This is a genomic window from Microbacterium sp. UBA1612 (genome assembly GCF_002321605.1).
Classification (GTDB): Bacteria; Actinomycetota; Actinomycetes; order Actinomycetales; family Microbacteriaceae; genus Microbacterium; species Microbacterium luteum.
On record NZ_DCMW01000018.1, the window covers coordinates 75,318 to 98,877 of the forward strand.

Annotated in this window: 23 protein-coding genes and 1 riboswitch; of the genes, 15 read left to right on the top strand and 8 right to left on the bottom strand. The window is 70.2% G+C overall.

Annotated features, from left to right (window positions below; genetic code table 11):
• Positions 1–74: 74 nt before the first annotated feature.
• From B3S45_RS07395 to B3S45_RS07410, 4 genes are read left to right on the top strand one after another with little or no spacing between them, the layout of a single operon-like run.
• Positions 75–1,139 carry an LLM class flavin-dependent oxidoreductase gene (locus tag B3S45_RS07395; RefSeq protein ID WP_071044644.1) on the top strand — a complete coding sequence of 355 codons (1,065 nt, stop codon included), beginning with the start codon at positions 75–77 and terminating at the stop codon, positions 1,137–1,139.
• Entirely contained in the window at positions 1,136–1,804 is a 669-nt protein-coding gene (locus B3S45_RS07400; RefSeq protein ID WP_228480794.1) for a cysteine hydrolase family protein, read from the top strand. Before B3S45_RS07395 ends, B3S45_RS07400 begins: the two co-directional genes overlap by 4 nt.
• Complete coding sequence (locus B3S45_RS07405) at positions 1,801–3,135, top strand: NtaA/DmoA family FMN-dependent monooxygenase (RefSeq protein ID WP_286718547.1); 1,335 nt, start codon at positions 1,801–1,803, stop codon at positions 3,133–3,135. The genes B3S45_RS07400 and B3S45_RS07405 overlap by 4 nt, the downstream gene beginning before the upstream one ends.
• Positions 3,136–3,188: 53 nt before the next feature.
• Positions 3,189–4,514, top strand: coding sequence for an MFS transporter (locus tag B3S45_RS07410; protein ID WP_286718549.1), 1,326 nt, complete (start codon positions 3,189–3,191; stop codon positions 4,512–4,514).
• Here the strand turns inward: B3S45_RS07410 and B3S45_RS07415 are convergent.
• Positions 4,489–5,235, bottom strand: a complete 747-nt coding sequence (locus B3S45_RS07415) for an SDR family NAD(P)-dependent oxidoreductase (protein ID WP_194383595.1) — start codon at positions 5,233–5,235, stop codon at positions 4,489–4,491. The two genes, B3S45_RS07410 and B3S45_RS07415, sit on opposite strands and share 26 nt — an antisense overlap.
• Entirely contained in the window at positions 5,232–5,882 is a 651-nt protein-coding gene (locus B3S45_RS07420; RefSeq protein WP_071044641.1) for a pyridoxine/pyridoxamine 5'-phosphate oxidase, read from the bottom strand. The genes B3S45_RS07415 and B3S45_RS07420 overlap by 4 nt, the downstream gene beginning before the upstream one ends.
• Before the next feature lie 242 nt (positions 5,883–6,124).
• Here B3S45_RS07420 and B3S45_RS07425 point away from each other — a divergent pair, with 242 nt between their 5' ends.
• From B3S45_RS07425 to B3S45_RS07450, 6 genes are all read left to right on the top strand, one after another.
• Positions 6,125–7,234, top strand: coding sequence for an ABC transporter substrate-binding protein (locus B3S45_RS07425; protein ID WP_286718552.1), 1,110 nt, complete (start codon positions 6,125–6,127; stop codon positions 7,232–7,234).
• The gene (locus B3S45_RS07430; RefSeq protein WP_286718554.1) at positions 7,234–8,313 is read left to right on the top strand and encodes a zinc-binding dehydrogenase; all 1,080 of its coding nucleotides are present in this window, start codon (positions 7,234–7,236) and stop codon (positions 8,311–8,313) included. Before B3S45_RS07425 ends, B3S45_RS07430 begins: the two co-directional genes overlap by 1 nt.
• 7 nt (positions 8,314–8,320) lie before the next feature.
• Positions 8,321–9,130, top strand: a complete 810-nt coding sequence (locus tag B3S45_RS07435; RefSeq protein ID WP_286718556.1) for an ABC transporter ATP-binding protein — start codon at positions 8,321–8,323, stop codon at positions 9,128–9,130.
• Positions 9,127–9,921 carry an ABC transporter permease gene (locus B3S45_RS07440; RefSeq protein WP_194383596.1) on the top strand — a complete coding sequence of 265 codons (795 nt, stop codon included), beginning with the start codon at positions 9,127–9,129 and terminating at the stop codon, positions 9,919–9,921. The genes B3S45_RS07435 and B3S45_RS07440 overlap by 4 nt, the downstream gene beginning before the upstream one ends.
• A gap of 42 nt (positions 9,922–9,963) precedes the next feature.
• Complete coding sequence (locus B3S45_RS07445) at positions 9,964–10,983, top strand: LacI family DNA-binding transcriptional regulator (protein ID WP_286718558.1); 1,020 nt, start codon at positions 9,964–9,966, stop codon at positions 10,981–10,983.
• 117 nt (positions 10,984–11,100) lie between these two features.
• On the top strand, positions 11,101–12,462 hold the full coding sequence (locus B3S45_RS07450) for an NtaA/DmoA family FMN-dependent monooxygenase (RefSeq protein WP_071044636.1): 1,362 nt from the start codon (positions 11,101–11,103) through the stop codon (positions 12,460–12,462).
• A gap of 15 nt (positions 12,463–12,477) precedes the next feature.
• On the opposite strand, the gene B3S45_RS07455 is transcribed toward B3S45_RS07450, so the two are convergent.
• Both B3S45_RS07455 and glyA read right to left on the bottom strand, forming a co-directional pair.
• Positions 12,478–13,368, bottom strand: coding sequence for a bifunctional methylenetetrahydrofolate dehydrogenase/methenyltetrahydrofolate cyclohydrolase (locus B3S45_RS07455; protein ID WP_286718560.1), 891 nt, complete (start codon positions 13,366–13,368; stop codon positions 12,478–12,480).
• A 99-nt stretch (positions 13,369–13,467) separates the two neighbouring features.
• Positions 13,468–14,742 (bottom strand): serine hydroxymethyltransferase, encoded by a 1,275-nt coding sequence (gene glyA / locus B3S45_RS07460; protein WP_071044634.1) that lies wholly within the window; start codon positions 14,740–14,742, stop codon positions 13,468–13,470.
• Between the two features lie 38 nt (positions 14,743–14,780).
• Positions 14,781–14,864, bottom strand: a riboswitch (ZMP/ZTP riboswitch).
• A gap of 46 nt (positions 14,865–14,910) precedes the next feature.
• Between glyA and B3S45_RS07465 the strand changes: the two genes are divergently transcribed.
• From B3S45_RS07465 to B3S45_RS07485, 5 genes are read left to right on the top strand one after another with little or no spacing between them, the layout of a single operon-like run.
• On the top strand, positions 14,911–16,407 hold the full coding sequence (locus tag B3S45_RS07465; RefSeq protein WP_286718563.1) for a family 20 glycosylhydrolase: 1,497 nt from the start codon (positions 14,911–14,913) through the stop codon (positions 16,405–16,407).
• Positions 16,398–17,582 (top strand): N-acetylglucosamine-6-phosphate deacetylase, encoded by a 1,185-nt coding sequence (gene nagA, locus B3S45_RS07470; protein ID WP_286718565.1) that lies wholly within the window; start codon positions 16,398–16,400, stop codon positions 17,580–17,582. The genes B3S45_RS07465 and nagA overlap by 10 nt, the downstream gene beginning before the upstream one ends.
• A 9-nt stretch (positions 17,583–17,591) precedes the next feature.
• Positions 17,592–17,984, top strand: a complete 393-nt coding sequence (locus B3S45_RS07475) for a YrdB family protein (protein WP_286718567.1) — start codon at positions 17,592–17,594, stop codon at positions 17,982–17,984.
• Entirely contained in the window at positions 17,981–19,372 is a 1,392-nt protein-coding gene (locus tag B3S45_RS07480; protein WP_286718570.1) for an FAD-binding oxidoreductase, read from the top strand. Before B3S45_RS07475 ends, B3S45_RS07480 begins: the two co-directional genes overlap by 4 nt.
• Positions 19,369–19,767 (top strand): NUDIX hydrolase, encoded by a 399-nt coding sequence (locus B3S45_RS07485; protein ID WP_286718573.1) that lies wholly within the window; start codon positions 19,369–19,371, stop codon positions 19,765–19,767. Before B3S45_RS07480 ends, B3S45_RS07485 begins: the two co-directional genes overlap by 4 nt.
• 96 nt (positions 19,768–19,863) lie before the next feature.
• Here the strand turns inward: B3S45_RS07485 and B3S45_RS07490 are convergent, their stop codons facing one another.
• From B3S45_RS07490 to B3S45_RS07505, 4 genes are read right to left on the bottom strand one after another with little or no spacing between them, the layout of a single operon-like run.
• Positions 19,864–20,643 carry a glucosamine-6-phosphate deaminase gene (locus B3S45_RS07490; RefSeq protein ID WP_286718576.1) on the bottom strand — a complete coding sequence of 260 codons (780 nt, stop codon included), beginning with the start codon at positions 20,641–20,643 and terminating at the stop codon, positions 19,864–19,866.
• The gene (locus B3S45_RS07495; protein ID WP_286718578.1) at positions 20,636–21,559 is read right to left on the bottom strand and encodes an ROK family protein; all 924 of its coding nucleotides are present in this window, start codon (positions 21,557–21,559) and stop codon (positions 20,636–20,638) included. Before B3S45_RS07495 ends, B3S45_RS07490 begins: the two co-directional genes overlap by 8 nt.
• A 43-nt stretch (positions 21,560–21,602) precedes the next feature.
• Positions 21,603–22,574 (bottom strand): carbohydrate ABC transporter permease, encoded by a 972-nt coding sequence (locus B3S45_RS07500; protein WP_286718581.1) that lies wholly within the window; start codon positions 22,572–22,574, stop codon positions 21,603–21,605.
• Entirely contained in the window at positions 22,571–23,548 is a 978-nt protein-coding gene (locus tag B3S45_RS07505; RefSeq protein ID WP_286718584.1) for a carbohydrate ABC transporter permease, read from the bottom strand. Before B3S45_RS07505 ends, B3S45_RS07500 begins: the two co-directional genes overlap by 4 nt.
• Positions 23,549–23,560 lie beyond the last annotated feature (12 nt).

Sequence of the window (23,560 nt, forward strand, 5' to 3'; positions counted from 1 at the left end):
ATGTCCACACCCCTGGGAGGCCTCATGGTCCACACGCGTTCGCCGCTTGCCCCGCACCCCGTCAGGAACAGCGCATGAGCGGCACCGAGTACGGGCTCTTCCTCCCCAATGCGGCCGGCGGCTGGCTCATCTCCGACACGGCGCCCTACCCGCCCGCCGACTACGACTACAACAAGCGCGTCGCCCGGCTCGGCGAACAGATCGGCTTGGACTTCGTCATGGCAATGGCCAAGTGGCGCGGCTTCGGGGGTGCGACCGACCACTGGGGCGAAACGATCGAGTCGGTCACGATGATGGCCGGGATCGCCGAGGCGACCGAGCGTGTCAAGATCTGGGCGACGATCCATGCGAACATGCAGAACCCTGCCTTCGCCGCCAAGGTCTTCGCGACGCTTCAGCAGATCAGCGGCGGGCGTGCCGGGCTCAACATCGTGAACGGCTCGTATGCCGATGAGTTCGAGCAGATGGGCCTGTGGGACCCCGATATGTCCCACGATGAGCGGTACCGAATGACCGAGGAGTGGACCCGCCTCGTTCTGCGCCTATGGAGCGAGGACAGCGTCACCGAGCGCGGCGAGTTCTTCACGCTCACCGACTGCCAGTCGCGACCGCGCCCCACCACCCGACCCACTCTCATCAGCGCCGGCCGTTCCGAGAGCGGGCGCGCTTTCCAGGCGCGCTACGCCGACGGCGCATTCCTCGGCGCGGAGAGCCTCGAAGAGATGGCCGGGTTCTCGCGCGACGTGCACGAGCGCGCCGCCGCCGAGGGCCGCGAAGTGCGCACCTACTCGATGCTGACCGTCGTCATGGCCGACACCGACCGGGCCGCGGAGGAGCGGGCGGCGCGGTACGCGGAAGGACTCGACAGGGAGGCACTGGCGAACATGCGCCGTTCGTGGGGCTGGGATGCTCAGCGAGCACTGTCGTGGGCGCAGGAGGCCGAGGGCTCAGAGGCGTTCCAGACGCCGTACGTAACGGGCGCACCGGAAACCGTCATCGAGCGCATCCGACACGTCGTGGACGCCGCCGAGCTGGACGGCCTGATGCTGATCTTCCCGGACTATCTTGAGGATCTGGCTGCCTTCGGCACACACGTCCTGCCTGCGCTGCGCGCCGCGGAGTCGGGAGCCGGATCGTGAGCGCCGGCCCCTCGCTGCGGGAGCGGCAAGAGAATGCCCTCCGCGCACGTGCGGAGCGTGGAGCGCTGCTCGTCGTCGACGTGCAGCGCTCGTTCGCCGATCCGGAGTTCCTCGCCGAGTACGGGCTGAGCCGCCGGGAGTTGGCGAGCCTCGCCGGCGCCGTCGAGCAATGCGCTCTGGCGGTCACTCGCGCACGGGAGGCGGGCATCCCGGTCGTGTGGGTCGAACTGGAGAGCGCCCCCGACTCGCACTGGCGGGCGAGTTCCTGGCTGAATCTCGGTGATCCGGCGGCGCCTCTGCTGAATGCGCCGTGTGTGAGCGGAACGGCGGGGGCGGAGTGGTTCGCCCTCTCTCCTGAACCGGAGGAGATCCGCATTGTCAAGCGCCGCTACAGCGGCTTCGCCGGCACACCGCTGGCGGCGAAGCTGAGGGAAGCGGGTGTCGAGTGGGTCTCGGTCGCCGGACTGACCACGGAATGCTGCGTCGCCGCGACCGCGTTCGACGCGTTCCAGCACGACTTCTCCGTCGTCGTGCTCTCGGATGCCACGGCCGCCTATTCCGCGGACCTGCACGATAGCGCACTCACGGCGCTGGGCTTGAATGCCGGGCTCGTGATGAGCACCGACGAGGTGGCGGCGCTGTGGACAGCACGGCGCGCGGCATGAGCGGCATCCACACCGCCCTCGACCTGTCGTTCACGCACACAGAAGGCCGCTGGGCACGGCCAGGTTCGTGGGTGGGACGCGACTTCCCCGATGTGCGGATGTTCCAGGAGATCGCGGTGACAGCCGAGCGCGCCGGCATCGACATGCTCTTCTTCGGCGACGGCAGCGGCATCCCCGACACCTGGCGCGGCTCGATCGCCCCCGCCGTGGAATGGGGCATCCAGTGGCCACGGCAGGACATGAGTCCGGTCGTCGCCGCGATGTCGACCGTGACCGAGCACATCGGCTTCGGACTGACCTACTCGTCGACGTACACGCATCCGTTCACGACGGCGCGCCTGCTCAATTCGCTCGACCACGTCACGGACGGACGCCTCGCCTTCAACGTCGTCGCCTCCTCGCGCGGCGCGGACGCTGCCAATTACGGCTTCGACGAACTCATGCCCCATGCCGAACGCTATGAGCGGATGGCGGAGTTCGTGGCCGTCTGCAAGGCCCTGTGGCACTCCGTCGCCCCCGACGCGATCGTGCGCGAGCGCGAGCGGGGACGCTTCGCGGACCCGAAGAAAGTGCACGCGATCGATCACCGCGGCACCCATTTCACCGTGAAGGGACCGCTCAGTGCCGTGCCGAGCCCGCAGATCGAGCCGGTGCTGGTGCAAGCCGGCGGCTCTCCCGCCGGCATCCAGACCTCTGCACAGTTCGTCGAGCTCGCCTTCGGTTTCGGGGGGTCGGTCGCGGCGCAGCAGAAGTACCGCGAGAGTCTCGATGCCGCCGTGGCCGCGGCCGGGCGCGATCCCCTGAGTGTCGGTGTCCTGTGGGCGACGCAGCTGATCGTCGGGCGCACGGCCGCGGAAGCCGACGAGCGCCGTCGTTCGGTGCTCTCGTTCTGGAACGAGGAGGCGGTGGGTGCGCACATCTCTCACAACGCCGGCTTCGACTTCTCGACGCTACCGGCGCGGTTCCACCTGGGCGATCTGGCTGATCGGATCCGAGCCGCGGAGGCAAGTCCCGGCGGCCTGGTGGGGATGCTCGTGTCAGAACTCGGCCCCGACCACACGATGACCAGAGCGGAGTTCTTCGAGCACGGGTGGCGCCATGCGACAGGCATGGACCACACCCTCGTGGGTTCTGCCGAGCAGGTGGCGGATGCTCTCGAGGAGAACTTCGCCGCAACGGGAGCGCGCGGCGGTTACATGCTCAGCTCACCACTGGCGACCCCCTCCGGACTTGCGGACATCGCGGAACTTCTGCTGCCGGAGCTGCGCCGCCGCGGTGCGCTAGCGCCGCGCTACCCCGGACGTACGCTCCGGGAGAATTTGCGCGGATGATCACGAGGGGGGCCCGCGCCAGGTCACCATGGCTGACACTCGTAGCACTGTGCTTGGGGTTCTTCCTCATGCTGCTGGACAGCACCATCGTGGCGGTCGCGATCCCCGCGATCTCGCGCGAGATGTCGGCGCCCGCCGCCGCGACGGTGTGGGTCAACAGCGGATACCTGTTCGCGTACGCCGTTCCTCTGTTGTTCGCCGGCCGGTGGGGCGATCGCATCGGCGCGCGACGCGTGTATCTGATCGGACTCGTGCTTTTCGTCGCGGCATCGGCAGCGTGCGGTCTGTCCGCCACGCTGCCGGCGCTCACGCTGGCGCGCGTCGCGCAGGGCCTGGGGGCCGCGCTCATGACGCCGCAGACCCTCGCGATCATCCGCCGCGTCTTCCCCGCAGCCACCATGCCGGTGGCTCTCGGAGTGTGGGGCAGTGTAGGGGGTCTCGCCGCGGCGGCCGGCCCGCTTCTCGGGGGGCTGCTGGTCGGACTCGCCGGGTGGCCCTCGATCTTCCTGGTCAACGTGCCGCTGGGCGCGGTCGCTTTCGCCCTGGCCCTGATGTGGGTACCGTCGTCTCCGCGCTCGGGTGCGACGATCCCGGTTGCGCCGGTCGCACTCGGCGCCCTCGGGGTACTCGCGGTGATCGTCGCCGTGCATGAGGCGGCGAGCGCACCGGTGTTCCTGACGGTTCCCGTCGCGGTGGTCGGTGCCGCGCTGGTCGTCCTCGCGATCCGGATACAGCCGCACGATCCGCGCCGCGCTCTCGTGCCAGCCCGGCTGCTGCAGAGCCGTGGCTTCGTGCGCGCGACCCTCGGAGCGACCGGCGCGAGCTTCGTTGTGGGTTCCGCTCTGATCCCGGTGATGCTGGAGCTTCAGGACGACCGCGGACTGTCGGTGGCCCAAGCGACCCTCGCGATCCTGCCGCTGGGAGTCGTCTCGGCTGCGTCCGCTCCGTTTGCGGGCACGAGCGTTGCCCGGTGGGGCCCGCGGCCGGTCGCGCTCGTCGGAGTGACGGCACTGGCGGTCTCCACGTGCGCGACGGCGGCGTCGGTCCAGCTGGGGGCGCCGGTGTGGACGACGGCGGCGGCGATGGGTCTGTTCGGTCTGGCCAACTCCTTCGTCTGGTCTCCGCTGGCGACAGCGGCCATGACCGCGATCGAGCCGGAGTTCGCCGGTGCGGCCTCCGGCGCGTACAACGCCACCCGCCAGCTGGGCGCGGTCCTGGGCAGCGCAACGGTCGCAGCTGTGATCGCGACGGCGGGGACCGCGGCCTCCCTGTGGGTACTGGGCGCGACCGCCGCTCTGTCGCTGGTCGTCGTCACGGGGCTGCCGCGACGTGCATCCGCCCCATCGGGGGCGGTCAGTGCATCACCATTCCGCCGGTGACATTGACAGCTTGGCCTGTGAAGTAGCTGCCCTCGTCGGAGGCGAGGAACAACGCCAGACCCGCAACGTCATCGGTGGTACCGAGGCGCCCGAGCGGGGAGTAGCTCGACCACAGCGCGACCTTCTCCGGAGTGCGCGTGTCGGCGCCCATCTCGGTGAGCACGTACCCCGGGCACATCGCGTTGACACGGATGCCATGGGCGCCAAGTTCGAGCGCTGAAACGCGAGTGAGGGCGACGACGGCCGCCTTCGACGCGGCGTACGCCACCTGTCCTTCACCGCCGGTCTTGGCCGCCATCGAAGCGAGGTTGACGACGGCACCGCCCGCACCGGCCTCGATCATGGCGGTGGCCGCGACCTGTGTGGTCACGAGCATCGCCCGGGTGTTGACCGCGAACATCGCGTCCCATTCGTCGGGATCCGTCTCCAGAACGCTCGCGAAGCGCAGCATCCCCGCGTTGTTCACGAGTACATCGACGCCCGAAAGCCGATCGATCGCTTCGCGCATGGCGCGACGCGCGTCGTCATTGTCAGCGAGGTCAGTCTCGATGAACCGTGCGCCGATGCATTCGGCATGCGCACGACCGGCATCGGCCATGCGGTCGAGGATCGCGACATGGGCCCCTTCCTGTCCGAAGCGCTCCGCGATGCGTCCACCGATGCCGCGTGCTCCGCCGGTGACGATCACGCGGGTGCCGGCGAACCGGTCGGGCGTGCTCATGCCTGGATCGCCTCTCGCGTCCACCGGCTGTCCGCGCGGCGATAGTGCACACGCCGGTTGAGGGCCTCGGGATGCCCCTCCCAGAAGGTCATGGCGTCCGGGAGCACACGCAGCCATCGCCAGTAGGCGGGTCGCTCGATGGGCTCCCCGCTGTCGCGTAGCCTCGTGAAGCGCTCCAGCTGCTCGTGTTCGTCGGTCAGGGGCAACCCATGAAACGAGACGCTGCGCGAGGCCCGCACGGAACGCGTCTCGGCCGCGAAGCGTTCGTCCGATTCCGCGTCATCCGCCCATACGACCGACCCGGTCACGTTGACCGACTGCGCACTCTCGCGCCAGAAGGCAGAGACGGCCGCGCGCCCGGTCTGCTCGATCTCGACACCCTTGCGACTGCCGGCATTGGTCGTGAACAGCAGGGCGTCGTCTTCGACGGCGAGCAGTTGGACGGTCCGGCTCGAGGGGATGCCGTCGGCCGACGCCGTCGCGAGCGTGACGTATTGCGGGTCGAGCCCGCCACGCTCGGCGACCGCGTGCCACCAGGCGCGCAGCAGGACGAGCGGGTTGGCCGGGGCCGTCGCGACATCCAGGCGTGGCCCGTCGGCGGGCGTCGCCGGAAAGACCAGGTGGGAGTCGGGGGTGGATCGCGACATCGTCCTCTTCCTGTCGGCGCATCATTCGTGCGGGGAGAGTCCAGGATTGCAGCCTCACGGACCCGGAAACGGCACCCATCCAAAACCTTTTACATGGCCGTAATAAAACGATTTACATCGGGAACACATTCGTTGTTAGCGTGCCGGACACGCGCTCACTGCAACCCCGGCCCCACCGAGCACGACGACTCCACCCCTCCCTCACCCGCTCGCCGGCCCCCGGCATCGCATGGAAGGTCACCATGACTCTCGACACCCGATTCACCCGAAAGGCCCTCACGGCGCTGACCCTCGCATCGGCCAGCGCCCTCCTGCTCGCCGGCTGCTCCGGCGACGCAGACGCCACCGACGACGCTTCGGCGTCGACCGGTGTCAGCGACATGATCAGCGCGGACCGCTGCGCCGAGAACGAAGCCGCCGGACCCATCACCTTCCTCACCTCGTACGCCTACGTGGCATCCGTCGGACTACTCGACGTCCTCACCGCGAAGGACCAGGGCATGTTCGAGGACATGTGCCTCGATGTCACCATCGAGCCCGGATCGAACAACACTCAGCTGGTCTCGGCCGGCACGGCGCAGTTCGCCGGTGTCGGCAGCCCCTCCGACGTCATGGTCGCCATCGACAACGGCGCGGATGTCTCCGCGATCGCCACCTACGGCAACACCCCCGCCATCATGTTGATGACCAACACCGACATCTCCGACCTCTCCCAGCTGGAGGGCACGACTGCCGGCTACAAAGGCGCCATCCCGCCGCAGATCTCCGCCATGCTCACCGCCGACGGCGTGGACACGGCGAGCATCGAATGGGTATCGGTGGGCTACGACCCGACGATCCTGCCGCAGGGGCAGGTCGACGCACTCACCGGCTACAAGTCCAATGAGCCCCTGGTATTGGCCTCACAGGGCTACGACGTGACCGAGTGGGACCCCGCCGACTACGGCATCGAGTCCGCCTTCAACACGCAGATCGTCAATTCCACGTTCGCCGAGGAGCACCCCACCGCCGTCGAGGACTTCCTGCGCGCGAGCTTCGCCGCCTACGCGTGGATCAATGAGTCGGACGAGAACCTCGACGCGGCCCTCGCATACGCCGAGTCGCTCTCGGAAGCCGGCTACGACCTCGATCTGAGCGCGCAGCGTTGGAAGACCGAGGTGGGCCTGGTCGAGGAGAGCCAGCCGGAAGGCACGGTGCTGGGATACCAGGCGGTCGACCAGTGGACGCCCGAGGCGGACATGCTGATGGAGAACGACCTCATCAGTGCAGAGCCCGACATCGAGAGTGAAATCGACACGAGCTTCGTCGAGGCGATCTACGACGACGGCGAACTGGTCTGGCCCGCGCCGTAATGAAGGCCTGGGTCCAAACGGACTTCGGCGGCCCGCAGGTGCGGCGACGACTCGACGTCGCCGCACCCGCGGCCGCGCCCGACGAAGTCATCGTGCGCGTGCTGGCGATCGCGTTGAACCGTCTCGACGTGCTCCAACGAGTCGCCCCCGTCATCCCGGCGATGTCGATCCCCCACATCGCGGGAATGGACATCGTCGGCCAGGTGGAGACCGTGGCAGCGGGTGCCACCTCTCCTGCCGCCGGCGAGGTGGTGCTGATCGATCCCGTCGTCAGCTGCGGATCGTGCGAATACTGCTTGGGCGAGACACCGACCTACTGCGCGCAGTTCGCCACGATCGGATCCACGCGGGCGGGCGGAATGGCCGAGTTGGTGGCGGTACCCGCGCGCAACTGCACCGTCGTCTCCGTCGCCCCCGAGGACACCGAACGTCTGGCGGCCCTCGCCGCCGTCCCGGTCGCCGGTGCGACCGCGTGGCGTGGCCTTCTCAGCGCCGGTGCGCTCACGGCCGGAGAGACCGTGGTCATCCCCGGTGCCGGATCGGGCCTCGGCGCCGCCGGCGTGCAGATCGCCCTCTCCCGCGGCGCACGGGTGATCACCCTCGTTTCGGGTGAGCGCAAGCGCAAGCGCGCCTTGCGCTCGGGTGCGCACGAGGTCATCGACCGTGCCGCGACCCCCGACTGGGTCGCCGAGGTGTACCGCCTGACCGATGGCCGCGGAGCGGATCTCGTGTGGGACCACGTCGGCGGCGAGTTCCTGGGAGCCGCTCTGCGCGCGACGCGTCCGGCCGGCCGGGTAGTGCTCTCGGGAACGACGGCGGGCCTGGATACTCACCTCCACCTGCCCGACTTGTATCAGCCGGGGCGGAACATCCTCGGGCACGGCAGTTACAGCCGCGCGGACATGGCGGCGGCGATCCATGCGTTCACGAGCGGCGAGTTCACCGTCGTGATCGACTCGGTCTTCGACTTCGAGGAGCTGCCAGACGCGGAACGCAGACTCGAATCCAACGACTTCTTCGGCAAGATCGTCGTACTCGGCCCCGAGCGTTCCCCTTCCCCGACCCCGATTCCGGAGTGAGATGACGATGAGTCAGAACCAGAGCGACGCGACGATCGAGGTCAGCGGGGTCGGGCGCACCTACGTGCGCGGCAAGAAATCGGTCCAGGCCCTCTCAGGCATCGACCTGTCGATCCGGCAGGGCGAGTTCGTGACCCTGTTCGGCCCGTCCGGATGCGGCAAGTCGACGCTCCTGCGCCTGCTGGCAGGACTGGACGAGCAGACCACCGGCGAGATCTCCATTTTCGGGTCGACGCCTCGCAAGGCGTCCGCACGCAAGGACATCGCGTGGATCCCGCAGTCCTCCGCGCTGCTGCCCTGGCTCGACATCCGCGCGAACGCGGCGTTGTCCGCCATGATCAACAAGAAGGCGGACCGCAAGGGGGTCAGCACGCGCCGCCCCGAGGATGCCGAGGCGATTCTCGCCGAAGTCGGGCTCGGGGACTTCCAGCGCTCGCGACCCGATCAGCTCTCCGGCGGGATGCGGCAGCGCGCCTCGATCGCACGCGGCTTCGCGCAGGGCGCCCCTGTGATGCTGATGGACGAACCGTTTTCCGCGCTGGACGAATTGACCCGCGATGCGCTGCGCATCCGGCTGTTGGAGCTGTGGGAGCACCACAAGAAAACGATCGTGTTCGTCACCCACTCGGCACAGGAGGCGGTGCTGCTCAGCGACCGCGTCGTGGTCATGAGCCCGCGCCCTGGCCGCATTAGCGACATCGTCAGAGTCGACTTCCCACGCCCTCGCGGGTGGGAGCTGACCGAGACCCCCGAATTCACGGCGAAGGTCGCCGAGGTCAAACAGATCCTCTGGAGCGCGTGGAAGGGCGACGAATGAGCACGATCGACACCCCCGCCGAGCGCCGCCGGACGCGCCGCCGCCTCGGCGTTCGCACGGGAAACGCGGCGCTCACAGTCGGGGCGCCGCTGGTCCTGTTCGTCGTCCTCGCCGTGCTGTGGCAATGGACGGCGGCGACCTTCACGAGCGTCCTGCCCCCGCTGCAGGACATCGCCGCGGACATCGCGGAGCGCCCTGAGTTCTACGTCGAGAACCTGATGGTCACGATCCGCTCCGCGATGACCGGTCTGCTCATCGGCGTCGTCGTCGCGCTCCTGCTGGCGGCCACGGTCGTTCATTTCACGTTCCTCCGCTCGGCCATCATGCCCGTCGCGTTGTTGTTGAACGTCACACCCATCGTCGCGATCGCACCCGCTCTGGTGGTCGCCTTCGGGTTCAGCGACGTGCCGCGGATCATCATCGCCGCCATCTCGGCGTTCTTCCCGATGCTCATCAACGCCATCACGGGTCTGCGGTCCGTCGACCCGCAGGCGCTCGAGGTGTTCAACGCCATGGCCGCGAGCAGGCGGGAGATCTTCTTCCGCCTGCGCATCCCCTCGAGCCTGCCCTACCTGTTTGCCGGTGCCCGGCTGTCGGTGACGGCCGCGATGATCGGCGCCGTGGTCTCCGAGTTCACTGGCTCCAGCAAGGGCATCGGCGCCGTCATCGTGACCGCGACGACCTATCTGAACCTGCCCCAGATGTGGGCAGCGATTCTCTTCTCGGCCGTCACAACATTGTGCCTGTTGGGCATTATCGGGCTCATCGAGCGCGTGATCGTGCGCTGGTAGGCTTTCTGCGCCATGCCTCTCGTCCCGCAGGGCCATGGGCCCGTGACACTCAAGGACGTCGCGGCGCGTGCCGGCGTGAGCATCTCCACCGCGAGCAACGCGCTGACCGGATCACGCGCCGTCAGCGCGAGCTCGGTACAGCGTGTGCTGCAGGCGGCCGCCGAGCTCGGTTATCAGAAGAACGAGGCCGCCCGCACCCTGCGCACGGGGTTGCGCAGCGCGATCGGCCTCGTGGTGCCCGATGTCACCAACCCGTTCTGGGGCGGCATGATCGGCACGATCGATCGAATCGCCGCCGAATCGGGGTTCCAGGTAGCGCTGACGAACACGGAGTTCGATCCGCAGCGCGAGACGGCAGCACTGGCACGACTGGTCTCGCGGGTGGACGGTATCCTGCTCTTCTCCACGCAGCCGACCGGACCGGCCGTGCGTCCGCTGCTGGAGATGGGCATTCCCATGGTGGCATGCGACGAGGTGTTCGATCTCGACGGCCTGGGCGGGGTGTATTCGGACAACGAGGCCGGCGCGCGCGCGGCCGCGCACCACCTCGTGGATGTCGGCGGGCGGGTGTTCGGCATGCTGGAGGGCCCGGCCAGCCTCACGACCGCGCAGCAGCGGGCCCGTGGTTTCCAGCAGGGACTGGTCGATCGAGGGATCTCACCCTCCCATATCCACACCGCCGTCGCGGAGTACTCCTTCGAGGGTGGCCGCGCCGGCATTCGGCGCCTGCTCGAAGAGCATCGCGACGTCGACGCGGTCTTCGCGTGCACCGACAATCAGGCGATCGGCGGCATCTTCGAGGCGATCGATCTGGGCCGTTCGATCCCCGACGATCTGCTGGTGTGCGGGTTCGATGACATCAGCTGGTCGTCGCGCCTGGCACCCTCGCTCACCACGCTGCGCCAGGATGCCGAGGGAATGGCCACGTGTGCCGCGCTGATGCTTCTGGAGATGATCACGGTGGGCGGCGAACCGCGCGTCGAGGTGTTCCCCGTCGAACTCGTCGCGCGCGATTCCACGCGCCGTCAGGGCGCATCGGCGACATCGGTTACGACTGTGTAAAACGTTTTATATTTGGCGCGGATCGGATGTCGCCACACGGCAAGCTGGGATGGCGCACCGTCGTGCGCCGCGTGGGCCATGACATCGACGGCCGCGTGAATCATCGAAGGGGTACGCATGGCCGAACCGCTGCACTTCGGGGTGTTTGAGATCCTCACCCCCTCCAATGGCGTCCCCACCTGGCGCCACCCGCACGGTCGCGCCGACGTATACGGCGACGTCGCGTACTGGACGACTCTCGCGCGAACGCTCGATGACGCCGGCTTCGACTTTCTCTTTTTCGCCGACAGCTACGGCTACCCCCTCGTAGACGGCGCCGTCCCCGACGAAGTGCTCTCCCATGGCATTCTCTTCCCCGGCTACGACCCGATGCTGCTGGTGAGTGCGGTCGCGCAGGCGGCACCGAGCCTGGGCATCGTCATCACCTCCTCGACCTCGCTCGAACAGCCCTTCCCCACCGCCCGACGCTTCGCGACGCTCGATGCGTTCACCGGCGGCCGGATCGGGTGGAACATCGTGACCGGATCGACCGCGCAGGTCACCGAGGGCCTGTTCGGCATCACGCACTACGACCACGACACCCGCTACGACGTCGCCGACGAGTTCGTCGACCTCTGCCGCACACTCTGGGAAGACGCGTGGGACGACGACGCGGTCGTCCTCGACCGCGGTGCCGGCGTACTGATCGACCCTGAACGCGTGCGCGAGGTCGACTACCGCGGCGAGTACTTCGCCAGCCACGGGATGTTCAAGGTGCCGCCGGGGCCGCAGCGCACCCCCATGCTGTTCCAGGCAGGCGCCTCGGCCCGCGGACGCGACTTCGGTGCCCGCAACGCGGAAGCGATGTTCATCCAGGGGCAGGACAAGGAACAGGCGTTGAAAGCCACGCGCGACATCCGCGCCCGCGTCGCCGCGGCAGGCCGTGACCCGCACAGCCTCAAGCTGCTCAGCGGCGTCACTGTCACCGTCGCCCCGACGAGCGCGGAGGCGCAACGAAAGCGCGAGGAGCTCGAGAGCCTGTTCTCGATGGACGACGCCGCCGTCCTGTTCGCCGGGTTCACCGGTATCGACCTGCGAAGCCTTGACCCTTCGATGCGCATCGAGGACATCCCGGGCAACGACCAGGGGCAGACCCCACTGGACCGGTATCGCACGGTGGAGGGCGTGGACACCGTCGGCGACGTCCTGGAGGCCTTCCGTGTGCAGGAGCGCGGCTTCATCGTCACCGGCAATCCATGCGAGGTCGCCGAGGAACTCGTGGAGACGGCCGCCTACGCCGACATCGACGGGTTCATGCTCGAGCCGACCTTCGGCGACGCGCAGGCCTACGAGGAGTTCATCGAGCTCGTGGTGCCGGAGCTTCAGCGGATGGGCGCGTGGCCAGAGCCCGACCGCTCCGCCACGCTCCGCCAGCGGATGGGATTCGCGACACGTACCCCGTCGTTCCGCCCGCTATCCCGCAACACGAGGGCATCCTGACCCCCTCCCGCCCTTTCACCTCTCAGCCGGACAACCGCGCTCGGCGGCCTCGACGACGTTCGTCATGAGCAGCGCGACGGTCATCGGGCCGACGCCGCCGGGATTCGGGGAGAGCCAGCCGGCGACATCCGCCACATCCGGGTCCACGTCACCATAGACCGCGCTCTTGCCGGTCTCGGGGTCGGTCTCGCGCGTCACACCGACGTCGAGCACCGCCGCGCCGGGTTTGACGTCCGCCGCGCGCACGATGTGCTTCACGCCCGCGGCGGCCACGATGACATCCGCCTGCTTCAGGTGCTGCGACAGGTCGGCCGTGCCGGTGTGCGTGAGCGTCACCGTCGCGTTGATCTCGCGCCGGGTCAGCAGCAGGCCGATCGAGCGGCCGATGGTGACACCGCGCCCGACGACCACCACGTGCTTGCCGTTCAGGTCGTAGCCGTTGCGCTGCAGCAGCTCGATGACACCGCGCGGCGTGCACGGCAGCGGCGTCGTGATCGGGGCGTTCACGTTCAGCACGAGCCGACCGAGGTTCGTCGGATGCAGCCCGTCCGCGTCCTTGGCGGGATCGATCCGCTCGAGGACCGCGTCGGTGTCGATGTGCTTCGGCAGCGGCAGCTGCACGATGTAGCCGTGGCAGCTCGGGTCGGCGTTGAGCTCGTCGATGAGCGCCTCGACGTCGGTCTGCGTGGCGTCGGCGGGCAGCTCGCGCTGGATAGAGTTCATCCCGATCGCCTCGCTGGCGCGGTGCTTCATGCCGACGTACAGCTGCGATGCCGGGTCGGCACCGACGAGCACCGTCGCGATCCCGGGCACGACCCCCTTCTCGGCGAGCGCGGCGACCCGCGCGCGCAACTCGTCTTTGATCGCCGCCGACGCGGCCTTTCCGTCCAGCTTCTGCGCGGTCATGACGCTCCCTCTCGGATCGATAAACACATCCCGCCCCGAGACATCGGGCATTGCGTGGTGTCTCGGGGCAGAAGTGGTTTTTCGGATGTCGTCCCGGCGTTACTGCTGCAGCTCGGGGTAGAGCGGGAAGGCGCCGGTGAGCGCAGCCACGCGGGCCCGCAGAGCCTCGACGTCGGCGCCGGGCAGCAGGGCCAGGGCGATGATGTCGGCGACCTCGGCGAACTCGTCGTCGCCGAAGCCGCGGGTGGCGAGGGCGGGCGTGCCGATGCGCAGACCAGAGGTGACCATCGGCGGACGCGGGTCGTTCGGCACGGCGTTGCGGTTGACGGTGATGTGGATCTCGTGCAGGAGGTCTTCGGCCTGCTTGCCGTCGATCTCGGCGTCGCGCAGGTCGACGAGCACGAGGTGCACGTCGGTGCCGCCGGAGCGCACGGTCACGCCGGCGCCGGCGACGTCTTCGCGCTGGAGACGCTCGGCGAGGATCGCGGCACCGCGCACGGTGCGCTCCTGACGGTCGCGGAACTCCGGGGTGCCGGCGAGCTTGAAGGCGGTCGCCTTGGCGGCGATCACGTGCATGAGGGGGCCACCCTGCTGACCCGGGAAGACGGCGGTGTTGATCTTCTTGGCGAGGTCGGCGTCGTTGGTGAGGATGAAGCCCGAGCGAGGTCCGCCGATGGTCTTGTGCACCGTGGAGGAGACCACGTGGGCGTGGGGAACCGGCGACGGGTGCACGCCGGCTGCGACGAGGCCCGCGAAGTGGGCCATGTCCACCCACAGGTACGCGCCGACCTCGTCGGCGATCTCGCGGAAGCGGGCGAAGTCGAGCTGACGCGGATACGCCGACCAGCCGGCGATGATGACCCTGGGCTCGTGCTCGACGGCGAGGCGGTGCACCTCGTCCATGTCGATCAGACTCGTCTCGGGGTCGACGCCGTAGGCGACGATGTCGTAGAGGCGGCCGGAGAAGTTGATCTTCATGCCGTGGGTGAGGTGGCCGCCCTGGTCGAGCGCGAGGCCCAGGATGGTGTCGCCCGGGCGGGCGATGGCGTGCAGCACGGCCGCGTTCGCGGTGGCGCCGGAGTGGGGCTGCACGTTGGCGAACTCCGCCCCGAACAGCTCCTTGGCGCGCGCGATCGCGAGCTCCTCGGCCACATCGACCTCTTCGCAGCCGCCGTAGTAGCGGCGACCGGGGTATCCCTCGGCGTACTTGTTGGTGAGCACCGAGCCCTGCGACTGCAGCACCGAGACGGGAACGAAGTTCTCCGAGGCGATCATCTCGAGGTAGCCGCGCTGACGGTCGAGCTCGCGCTCGAGCACCTCCGCGATCTCGGGGTCGACCTCGGCCAGCGGGGCCGTGAAGAAAGAGTCGGTCATGGCGTTCTCCTTGCAGACGGGATCGGGATTCCGAGTGTTCGATCGGCCCAGGCGTGCGGTCGACGTGCCATGCGGTCGCTTCCCGGTGGTCATCCACCTCAACGCCAGTCGCGACATCCCCGATCATAACGGATGCCGTCTCGGCGGGAGTTTGTTAGGTTGCCTTACATGAGCCTTCCGCTGGTGCCCTACCCGGCGTCCGCCACCGCCCTCGACGAGCCCGCCTTCCGGCTCGACACGGGCGCCGGCGTCACCGGCGACGAGACCTGCGCGACGCTGCTGCGCCGCGAGCTCGAGGCGGTCACGGGCACCACCATCGGGTCGGATGAGGGCATCCGGCTCGCCGTCGCGACGGACGGAGCCCCCGAGTCGTACACGCTGGATGCGTCGGCGCACGGCGTGGTGGTCACCGGAGCGGACCCCGCCGGCCTGTTCTACGGCGTGCAGACCCTCCTGCAGCTCGTCGCCCGTGATGAGGCCGGATGGCTGATCCCCGCCGTCCGGATCGCCGACCGCCCCCGGTTCGCCTACCGCGGGGTCATGCTCGACGTCGCACGCCACTTCTTCGACGTCGATACGGTGTGCGCGTGGATCGACCGGGCCGCCTCGCTGAAGGCCAACCACCTCCACCTGCACCTGAGCGACGACCAGGGATGGCGGATCGCCCTCCCGTCGCGACCCGAGCTCGCCGAGCGTGCATCGGCGACCGCGATCGGCGCCGACGAGGGCGGCTGGTACACGGCGGCGGACTACGCCCGCGTCGTCGCCCACGCGGCCTGCCGCCACATGACCGTCGTGCCCGAGCTCGACATGCCCGGGCACACCCATGCGGTGTCCCTCGCCTACCCCGCCCTCGCGGCGGAGCCGGTGATCACCGACGACGTGCGCGCGGCCGCCGACGCGTTCGGCGGCGGCCTCCCCCGCACCGGGGAGCCCTACCGCGGGCTGGCGGTCGGCTTCTCGTCCCTGCGCATCGGCGACGACGAGGTCGACCGGTTCGTCACCGACGTGTTCACCGATCTCGCGGCGCTCACCCCGGGACCGTACCTGCACCTCGGCGGCGACGAGGCCCTCGGCACCGACCCGGCGTGCTACGCCTCGTTCGTCGCCCGGGTCACCGAGATCATCACGGGGCTCGGCAAGACCCCCGTCGCCTGGCACGAGGCGGGCGCCGCGGACCACCTCGCCGCCGGCACGATCGGCCAGTACTGGGGGTTCACCACGCCGGTGGACGGCTCCGCCGAGACGACACGGCGCTTCGTCGCGCGAGGCGGCCGCATCATCCTCTCCCCCGCCGACGCCGTCTACCTCGACATGAAGCCCGACGCCGATTTCCCCCTCGGGCTCACGTGGGCGAACGGCCCCACGAGCGTGCGGCGGGCCTACGAGTGGGAGCCGTCCGCGGTGATCGACGGTCTCGCCGAGGACGAGATCCTCGGCGTGGAGGCGCCGCTGTGGACGGAGACGGTGCGCACCGCCGCCGATATCGACGCCCTCGCCTTCCCGCGCATCGCCGCGGCCGCCGAAGCGGCGTGGTCTCCGCCGACCGGCGCGTCGCCGGAGCGCACGTGGGACTCGTTCCGGCACCGCGTCGGCGCGCAGGGCCCGCGCTGGGCCGCGCGGGGCATCCGCTTCCACGTCAGCCCGGAGATCCCGTGGGCGTGACCGTCATCCACTCCGCGCGCCTGGTCACCGGCGGCGCGGTGACCGCCGACGCGTGGGTGCGCTTCGACGGCGACCGGGTGACGGCCGTCGGCACCGGGTCGGGGTGGGCTGGGACGACGGATGCCGGCGTCGACGTCGTCGACGCGTCGGCCGTCGCGGGTGACGGCGCCGTGCTCACCCCCGGCTTCATCGACCTGCACGCCCACGGCGGCGCGGGCGCGTCGTTCGACGAGGGCGCCGACGCCATCCGCACCGCGCGCGCCCTGCATCGCAGCCACGGCACGACCCGCGGCCTGGTCTCGCTCGTGTCGGCACCGATCGAGGTGCTCGCCGCGCGCGCCGGCGTCGTCGCCGGCGTCGCCGGCACCGATCCCGACGTGCTGGGGTCGCACCTGGAGGGACCGTTCCTCGACCCCGGCCACCGGGGCGCGCACGACGAGCGCGCGCTCCTCGATCCGACCCCCGACGCGGTCGACCGCCTGCTCGAGGCCGGACGCGGCACCGTGCGGCAGGTCACCCTCGCGCCGGAGCGCCCCGGCGCCCTGGCTGCCATCGCCCGCCTGCGAGACGCGGGCGTCGTGCCGGCCGTCGGTCACACCTCGGCCGGCTTCGACCTCGCTCGCGCGGCCTTCGACGCCGGCGCCGGCATCCTCACGCACGCCTTCAACGCAATGCCGGGGCTGCACCACCGGCACCCGGGTCCGGTGGCGGCCGCCGCGGCCGACGCCCGCGTGACGCTGGAGATCATCGCCGACGGCGTGCACCTGCATCCGGAGACCGTGCGCGTCGCGTTCGCGGCCGCGCCGCACCGCATCGCCCTGGTCACCGACGCCATGGCGGCGGCCGGACGCCCCGACGGGGCGTACGAGCTCGGCGGCCTGCGGGTCGACGTCGAGGGGGGTGTCGCCCGACTCGCGGAGGGGACGCGCGCGATCGCCGGGTCGACGCTCACGCAGGATGCCGCCCTCCGGCGCACGATCGAGGCGGGCGTATCGCTCCCCGACGCCGTACAGGCCCTGACGGCCGCCCCGGCTCGCGCGATCGGGCGCGACGACCTCGGCGCTCTGGCCCCCGGCATGCTCGCCGACGCGGTCCTGCTCACCCGTGACCTCGAGGTGCGCCGCGTGTGGACGGGCGGACGCGCGTCCGCGGGCCCCGGAGAGGGCGCGGCGTAGAATCGGAGCATGCCCGAGAACGCCTCACCCTCCTCGGCCGCGCCCGCTTCCCCCGCGCCCGGCATGCGCGCACCGCTCACCGGCCTCGACATCCTCGCCTTCGTGTGCGAGCTGTTCGCGCTCGGCTCGCTGGCGCTGTGGGGGTTCCTCGCGTTCGACCTGCCGTGGAACATCGTCGTCGGCGTCGGGGCACCGGCCCTCGCCCTGGTGGTGTGGGCACTGTTCGTCTCACCGCGCGCGGTCTTCGCCGTGCACCCGTTCGTCCGGGGTCTCGTCGAGCTGCTGGTCTACCTGTCGGCCACGATCGCCTGGTGGGACCTCGGCTACGCGTGGATCGGCGTCGTCTTCGCCGTGATCGCCGTGACGTGCGGCGTGCTGGTCGGACGGCGCCGCCTGTCGTGACCGACGCCGTCGAGGTCGTCGCCCGTCTCGCCGCCGAGCTCGGCGATCGCGTCGACGTCTCCTTCGACGCCCGTCGTGCCGCTCGGGCCGACAAGTCCGGGCACGCCGCAGCAGGCATCCCCGTCGCGGTCGTGCACGCCGGCTCGGTCGAGGACGTGCAGGCGACCCTGCGCGTCGCCACCGCCACCGGCACCCCCGTCGTGACCCGCGGCGCCGGTACGGGCCTCGCGGGTGCCGCGAACGCCGGCGACGGCGAGATCGCCCTCTCGGTGCGCGGCATGGACCGCATCCTCGAGGTGCGCCCCGACGACCTGATCGCCGTCGTCGAACCGGGCATCCTCAACGCCGACCTCAACGCGGCCCTCGCGCCGCACGGCCTCTGGTGGGCCCCCGACCCCGCCAGCCGCGCCATCTCGACGGTGGGCGGCAACATCGCCACCGGCGCGGGAGGCCTCCTGTGCGCGAAGTACGGCGTGGTGCGGGATGCGGTGCTCGGCGTCGACGTCGTGCTCGCCGACGGCCGCCTGCTGCGCCTGGGCCATCGCACCGTCAAGGGCGTCACCGGTCTCGACCTCACGTCGCTCATGATCGGCTCCGAGGGGACGCTCGGGGTGATCGTCGGGGCGACCCTCAAGCTCCGGCGCACCGTGCCGGGCGAGGTGTGCACGATCGCCGCGACCTTCCCGGCGGTGCGCGACGCGGCGACCGCATCCGCCGCCGTCACGGCGTCCGGGGTGCAGCCGGCGATCATGGAGCTCATGGATGCGGCATCCCTCGCCGCCGTGCACGCTCACCTCGGGCTGATCGCGCCGACACCGGGCGCCTCGCAGCTGACCATCCAGACCGACGGCATCTCGGCGGCCGCCGATGCCGAGGCGATCGGGCGCATGCTCGCCGACGCCGGCGGCACGGTCGCCGTCACGCGCGACCCGGTGGAGGGCGAACGTCTGCTCGCGGTGCGCCGCGCGATGCATCCGGCCATGGAACGCCTCGGCACGACCCTCATCGAAGACGTCTCGGTGCCCCGCAGCGCCCTCCCGGCGATGTTCGACGAGATCGCCCGTGTCGAGCGCGAGTACGGACTGCCCATCCCCACCGTCGCCCACGCCGGCGACGGCAACCTGCATCCGAACTTCGTGTTCGACGCCTCCCCCGACGCGTCGGGCGTCGTCGAGGTGCCCCCGGTCGTGTGGCACGCGGCAGACGCGCTCTTCCGCGCCGCGCTCGCCCTCGGCGGCACCCTCACCGGCGAGCACGGCGTCGGCGTGCTGAAGAGCCGATGGCTCGCCGACGAGCTCGGCGACGACCAGTGGGAGATCCAGCGCCAGATCACCCGCGTGTTCGATCCGGGCGGCGTCCTGAACCCGGGGAAGGTGTTCGCGCGGTGAGCGGCACGATCCACGTGGCGGCCGCGGTGGTCGTCGCCGACGACGGTCGCACCCTCGTGGTGCGAAAGCGCGGCGCGCGGGTCTTCCAGCAGCCGGGCGGCAAGCCCGACGCGGGCGAAAACGCCCTGGCGGCCGTCGTGCGCGAGGTGGCCGAGGAGACCGGCATCGCCGCCGACCCGGCCGACTACGTGCCGCTCGGGCGCTTCACCGACGACGCCGCGAACGAGCCCGGCCACCGCGTCGTGGGCGACGCGTTCCTGCTGCGGGTCGGACCGGCTGAGGCGACCGCGTCGGGAGAGATCGAGGAGCTCCGCTGGCTGACGGCGGCCGAGGTGCCCGACACGCCGCTGGCGAACCTGAGTCGCAACCACCTCATCCGCTTCGCCTGGCGCTGACCGCCTTCGCCGATCCACCCCGTTCGCGTCGAGCCGGCCCTCTCGCGACGCGAAGACCGGGCCGGCTCGGCGGGAAGGGGCCGGCTCGACGCGGCGTCAGAGGCGCTGCCAGGCGGGCTTGTTCGCGTAGGCGTAGCGGTAGTAGTCAGCGTGGGCGAGGTCGGTCGCCGCGGCCTCATCGAGGACCACCGTGGCGTGGGGATGCAGCTGGATGGCCGAGCCCGGCGCCGACGCCGACAGCGGGCCTTCGACGGCCGCGGCCACCGCCGCCGCCTTGCCCTCGCCGAAGGCCAGGAGCACCAGGTGCCGGGCGCGGAGGATCGTGCCGAGACCCTGCGTGATGCAGTGCATCGGCACATCGTCGATCGTGTCGAAGAAGCGGGCATTGTCGCGGCGGGTCTGCTCCGTCAGCGTCTTCACACGCGTGACCGAGGCGAACGACGACCCCGGTTCGTTGAATCCGATGTGCCCGTCGGTGCCGATGCCGAGGATCTGCAGGTCGACACCGCCGGCGGCTTCGATCGCCGCCTCGTAGTCCGCCCCGGCGTGCTCGATGCCCGCGGGGCTCCCGTCGGGAACGTGCACGCGCGCGGGGTCGAGCCCGAGCGGAGCGACCACCTCGCGCGAGATCACCGACCGGTAGCTCTGCGGATGGGCGGGATCGATCCCCACGTACTCATCGAGCGCGAAGCCCCGCACGCGCGACAGGTCGGTGCCCGCCAGCCGCCCGCGCAGCGCTTCGTACACCGGGAGCGGGGTCGAACCGGTGGCAAGCCCCAGCACCGTGTCCGGCCGCGCCTCGATCACCCGCGCGATCGCGTCGGCCACGAGCGCACCGGCGGCGCGGGCGTCGGGCACGATGACGATTTCAGCCATGCGCGAGCACCTCCTCGCTGGCCCGGCCGACCAGAGCGGCGCCGAGCGCGGCGGCCGGCGATGCCGGCGGCAGCAGGGTCGCCCGATCGCGCAGGTGGAGGGAGCGGATGAACGCCGACGCGGCAGCGCCCGCGTCGAGCTCGTCGGCCACGGGGCCGGTGAGCCGCTCGCCGAGGGCGCTGAGCCCGCCGCCGATGACGACGGTGTCGACGTCGGCGGTGAGCACGAGCACGCGGATGGCCGAGGCCACGCCGCGTGCGAGGTCCGCGCGCAGTGCGACGGCCCGGGGGTCTCCGGCGTCGGCGGCGTCGAAGACGTCGCGCACGGGAAGCGCGCCGGGGCGCCCCCACCGCTCGGCGACGGCTCCCCCGCCCGCGAGCGCCTCGATGCATCCGCGCTGCCCGCACCGGCACGGCGGACCCGCCGGGTCCACGGAGATGTGCCCGACCTCGCCGGCGCTTCCGCCGGCACCGCGCCACAGCTGCCCGTCGACCACGATGCCGGCGGCGACGCCGGTGCCGAGGTTGAGATAGGCCATCGTTCCGGTTCCGGCACCGTGCAGGGCGTGCGCGCCGAGCGCAGCCGCCTTCACGTCGTTCTCGACCCGCACGGGAAGGCCGAGCATCGGCTCGACGGTGCTCGAGACGTCGAGGTCGTGCACGCCGAGGTTCACCGCGTGCACGACGCGCGTGGAGCCCGGGGCGACCTGCCCCGGCATCCCGATCCCGACCGATCGGATCTCGTCGCGGCCGACACCGGCCTCGGCGGCGACCAGGTCGACGGCACGCACGATGGTCGCGCCGACCGCGTCGACGCCCCAGCCGGTTGCCAGCCGTGTGCGGGCGAGCACGCGAGCGTCGTCGTCGACGACCACGGCGTCGGTCTTGGTGCCCCCGACGTCGAGCCCGACCCTCATCGGCCGCGCTCCGGTTCGAAGGCGGCGGTGGTGCGCGGCGCCATCAGCCCTTGACCGCCCCGGCCACGAGCCCTCCGGTCATCTTGCCCTGCACGATGAGGAAGAAGATCATCACCGGGATGGCGATGAGCGTAGAGCCGGCCATGACGGCGCCCCAGTCGACGGAGCCGCCGACACTGGAGGACTGGAAGGCGTTCAGCCACGGCATGAGCGGCAGGTTGTAGCCGCTCATGAGAAGCAGCGCCATCGTGAACTCGTTCCACGACTGGATGAACGCGAAGATGCCGGTCGAGATGAGCCCGGGCGCCAGCAGCGGGAAGGTGACCTTCCAGAACGCCTGCGACTTCGTGCACCCGTCGATCATGGCCGCTTCTTCGAGATCCGCGGGGACCCCCGCCACGAATCCGCGAAGCGTCCAGATGGTGAAGGGGATGACCGCGGCGGTGTAGACGATGCCGAGACCGAGCAGGGTGTTCATCAGCTGCCAGTCGTCGATCATCCCGTAGATCGTGAACATCATCGCCTCACCGGGGATCATCTGCACGACGAGGACCGAGACGATGAACCCGCGGCGTCCCTTGAAGTGGAATCGTGCGACGGCGATCGAGGCGAGGAAGGCGAACAGCAGGGTGGCCACGAGCACGCCGGCGGTCACCGTGAGCGAGGTCATGAGCGCGTGCGGGAAGTCGGTCTGTCCGGGGGCCGCTTCGCGCGTCCACGCCGTGAGGTAGTTCTGCAGCGTGAAATCGAAGGGCAGGAAGCTCGGCTCGCGCGTGATGATCTCGCTGTTGGGCGTCAGCGACATGTTGATCATCCAGTACACCGGGAACACGCTCATGCCGAAGACGATCGCCGCGGCGACGTTGAGGAGCGTGCGGGTGAGCACGCGCCGGCTCGAGGGGCGCCGCGCCTGCAGGGACCGGGGCGCGGGTCGATTCGGCGAACCCGGCTCGCCGAGCACCTCGTCGACGCCGACGGTGCCGACCTGGGTGGCGGTGGTGACCTGTGTGCTCACAGCTCCTCCTCCTTCAGGGTGGTGCGCACGTATCCCCAGGAGAGGACGAGCAGCAGGATGACCATGACGACGCCGATGGCCGCGGTGGCCCCGAACTCGCCGACGCCCTGGCGGAACAGATAGGTGCCGAGCACGTTCGTCTCGGAGGCGAGTCCGCCGCGGCTCTGCAGCGCGTAGACCTGAGTGAAGATGCGCAGGTTCCAGATGATCTGCAGCACGAGGACGACGGTGAGGATGCTGCGAAGGTAGGGGAAGACGACGAACCAGAACCGCTTCCACGGGTGGGCGCCGTCCAGGGAGGCGGCTTCGAGCACCTCGCCGGGGACCTGTCCGAGACCCGCGTAGGTGGTGAAGGCCACGAAGGGCACCGACTGCCACACGATGATGATCGTGAGGACGAAGAAGAACGACCACGGGTTCAGCAGCCACGAGTGGTTGGTCCAGTCGGTCGTGCCGGTGAGGGTGTTCATCGCCCAGTTCACGACGCCGTACTCGGTGTCGAAGATCCATCCCCAGACCACCGTTGCCGTCAGGGGCGGCATCGCCCACGCGAGCAGGAGCCCGATCGACACGACGATGCGCCAGGCGCGCGAGAGCCGGGTCATGAGCACCGCCACCAGCACGCCGAGACCCATGTTGAGCACGGTGAGCACGGCCATGAGCCCGAGGCTGCGCATGAGCACGGCCGGGAAGTCGGACTGGGTGAACAGGTCGACGTAGTTCTCGAGGCCGACGAAGGCGGGGAGGGTGCCCTGCACCTTGTTCTTGACCGTGTAGTCGGTGAACGACTGGATCACCATCAGCACGGCGGGGTATCCCACCATGACGCCGAGGATGATCAGCGACGGGCTGAGCAGCGACCACGCGCCGCGGGCTTCGCGGCGCCGCCGGGAGCGCTCGCGCGGGGTGAGCGACGCGGTGGGGCGTCGCCCGGAGGCTGGGCGTCCCACGGTGAGGGCACGGGTCTCGCTCATGTCGCCTCCTCT

Excerpts from the sequence above, each read along its gene's own strand:
- B3S45_RS07395 (WP_071044644.1), top strand. The coding sequence starts at position 75 with ATGAGCGGCACCGAGTACGGGCTCTTCCTCCCCAATGCGGCCGGCGGC.
- B3S45_RS07405 (WP_286718547.1), top strand. The coding sequence starts at position 1,801 with ATGAGCGGCATCCACACCGCCCTCGACCTGTCGTTCACGCACACAGAA.
- B3S45_RS07415 (WP_194383595.1), bottom strand. The coding sequence starts at position 5,235 with ATGAGCACGCCCGACCGGTTCGCCGGCACCCGCGTGATCGTCACCGGC.
- B3S45_RS07420 (WP_071044641.1), bottom strand. The coding sequence starts at position 5,882 with ATGTCGCGATCCACCCCCGACTCCCACCTGGTCTTTCCGGCGACGCCC.
- B3S45_RS07425 (WP_286718552.1), top strand. The coding sequence starts at position 6,125 with ATGACTCTCGACACCCGATTCACCCGAAAGGCCCTCACGGCGCTGACC.
- B3S45_RS07430 (WP_286718554.1), top strand. The coding sequence starts at position 7,234 with ATGAAGGCCTGGGTCCAAACGGACTTCGGCGGCCCGCAGGTGCGGCGA.
- B3S45_RS07435 (WP_286718556.1), top strand. The coding sequence starts at position 8,321 with ATGAGTCAGAACCAGAGCGACGCGACGATCGAGGTCAGCGGGGTCGGG.
- B3S45_RS07440 (WP_194383596.1), top strand. The coding sequence starts at position 9,127 with ATGAGCACGATCGACACCCCCGCCGAGCGCCGCCGGACGCGCCGCCGC.
- B3S45_RS07450 (WP_071044636.1), top strand. The coding sequence starts at position 11,101 with ATGGCCGAACCGCTGCACTTCGGGGTGTTTGAGATCCTCACCCCCTCC.
- B3S45_RS07455 (WP_286718560.1), bottom strand. The coding sequence starts at position 13,368 with ATGACCGCGCAGAAGCTGGACGGAAAGGCCGCGTCGGCGGCGATCAAA.
- glyA (WP_071044634.1), bottom strand. The coding sequence starts at position 14,742 with ATGACCGACTCTTTCTTCACGGCCCCGCTGGCCGAGGTCGACCCCGAG.
- B3S45_RS07465 (WP_286718563.1), top strand. The coding sequence starts at position 14,911 with ATGAGCCTTCCGCTGGTGCCCTACCCGGCGTCCGCCACCGCCCTCGAC.
- B3S45_RS07475 (WP_286718567.1), top strand. The coding sequence starts at position 17,592 with ATGCCCGAGAACGCCTCACCCTCCTCGGCCGCGCCCGCTTCCCCCGCG.
- B3S45_RS07490 (WP_286718576.1), bottom strand. The coding sequence starts at position 20,643 with ATGGCTGAAATCGTCATCGTGCCCGACGCCCGCGCCGCCGGTGCGCTC.
- B3S45_RS07495 (WP_286718578.1), bottom strand. The coding sequence starts at position 21,559 with ATGAGGGTCGGGCTCGACGTCGGGGGCACCAAGACCGACGCCGTGGTC.
- B3S45_RS07505 (WP_286718584.1), bottom strand. The coding sequence starts at position 23,548 with ATGAGCGAGACCCGTGCCCTCACCGTGGGACGCCCAGCCTCCGGGCGA.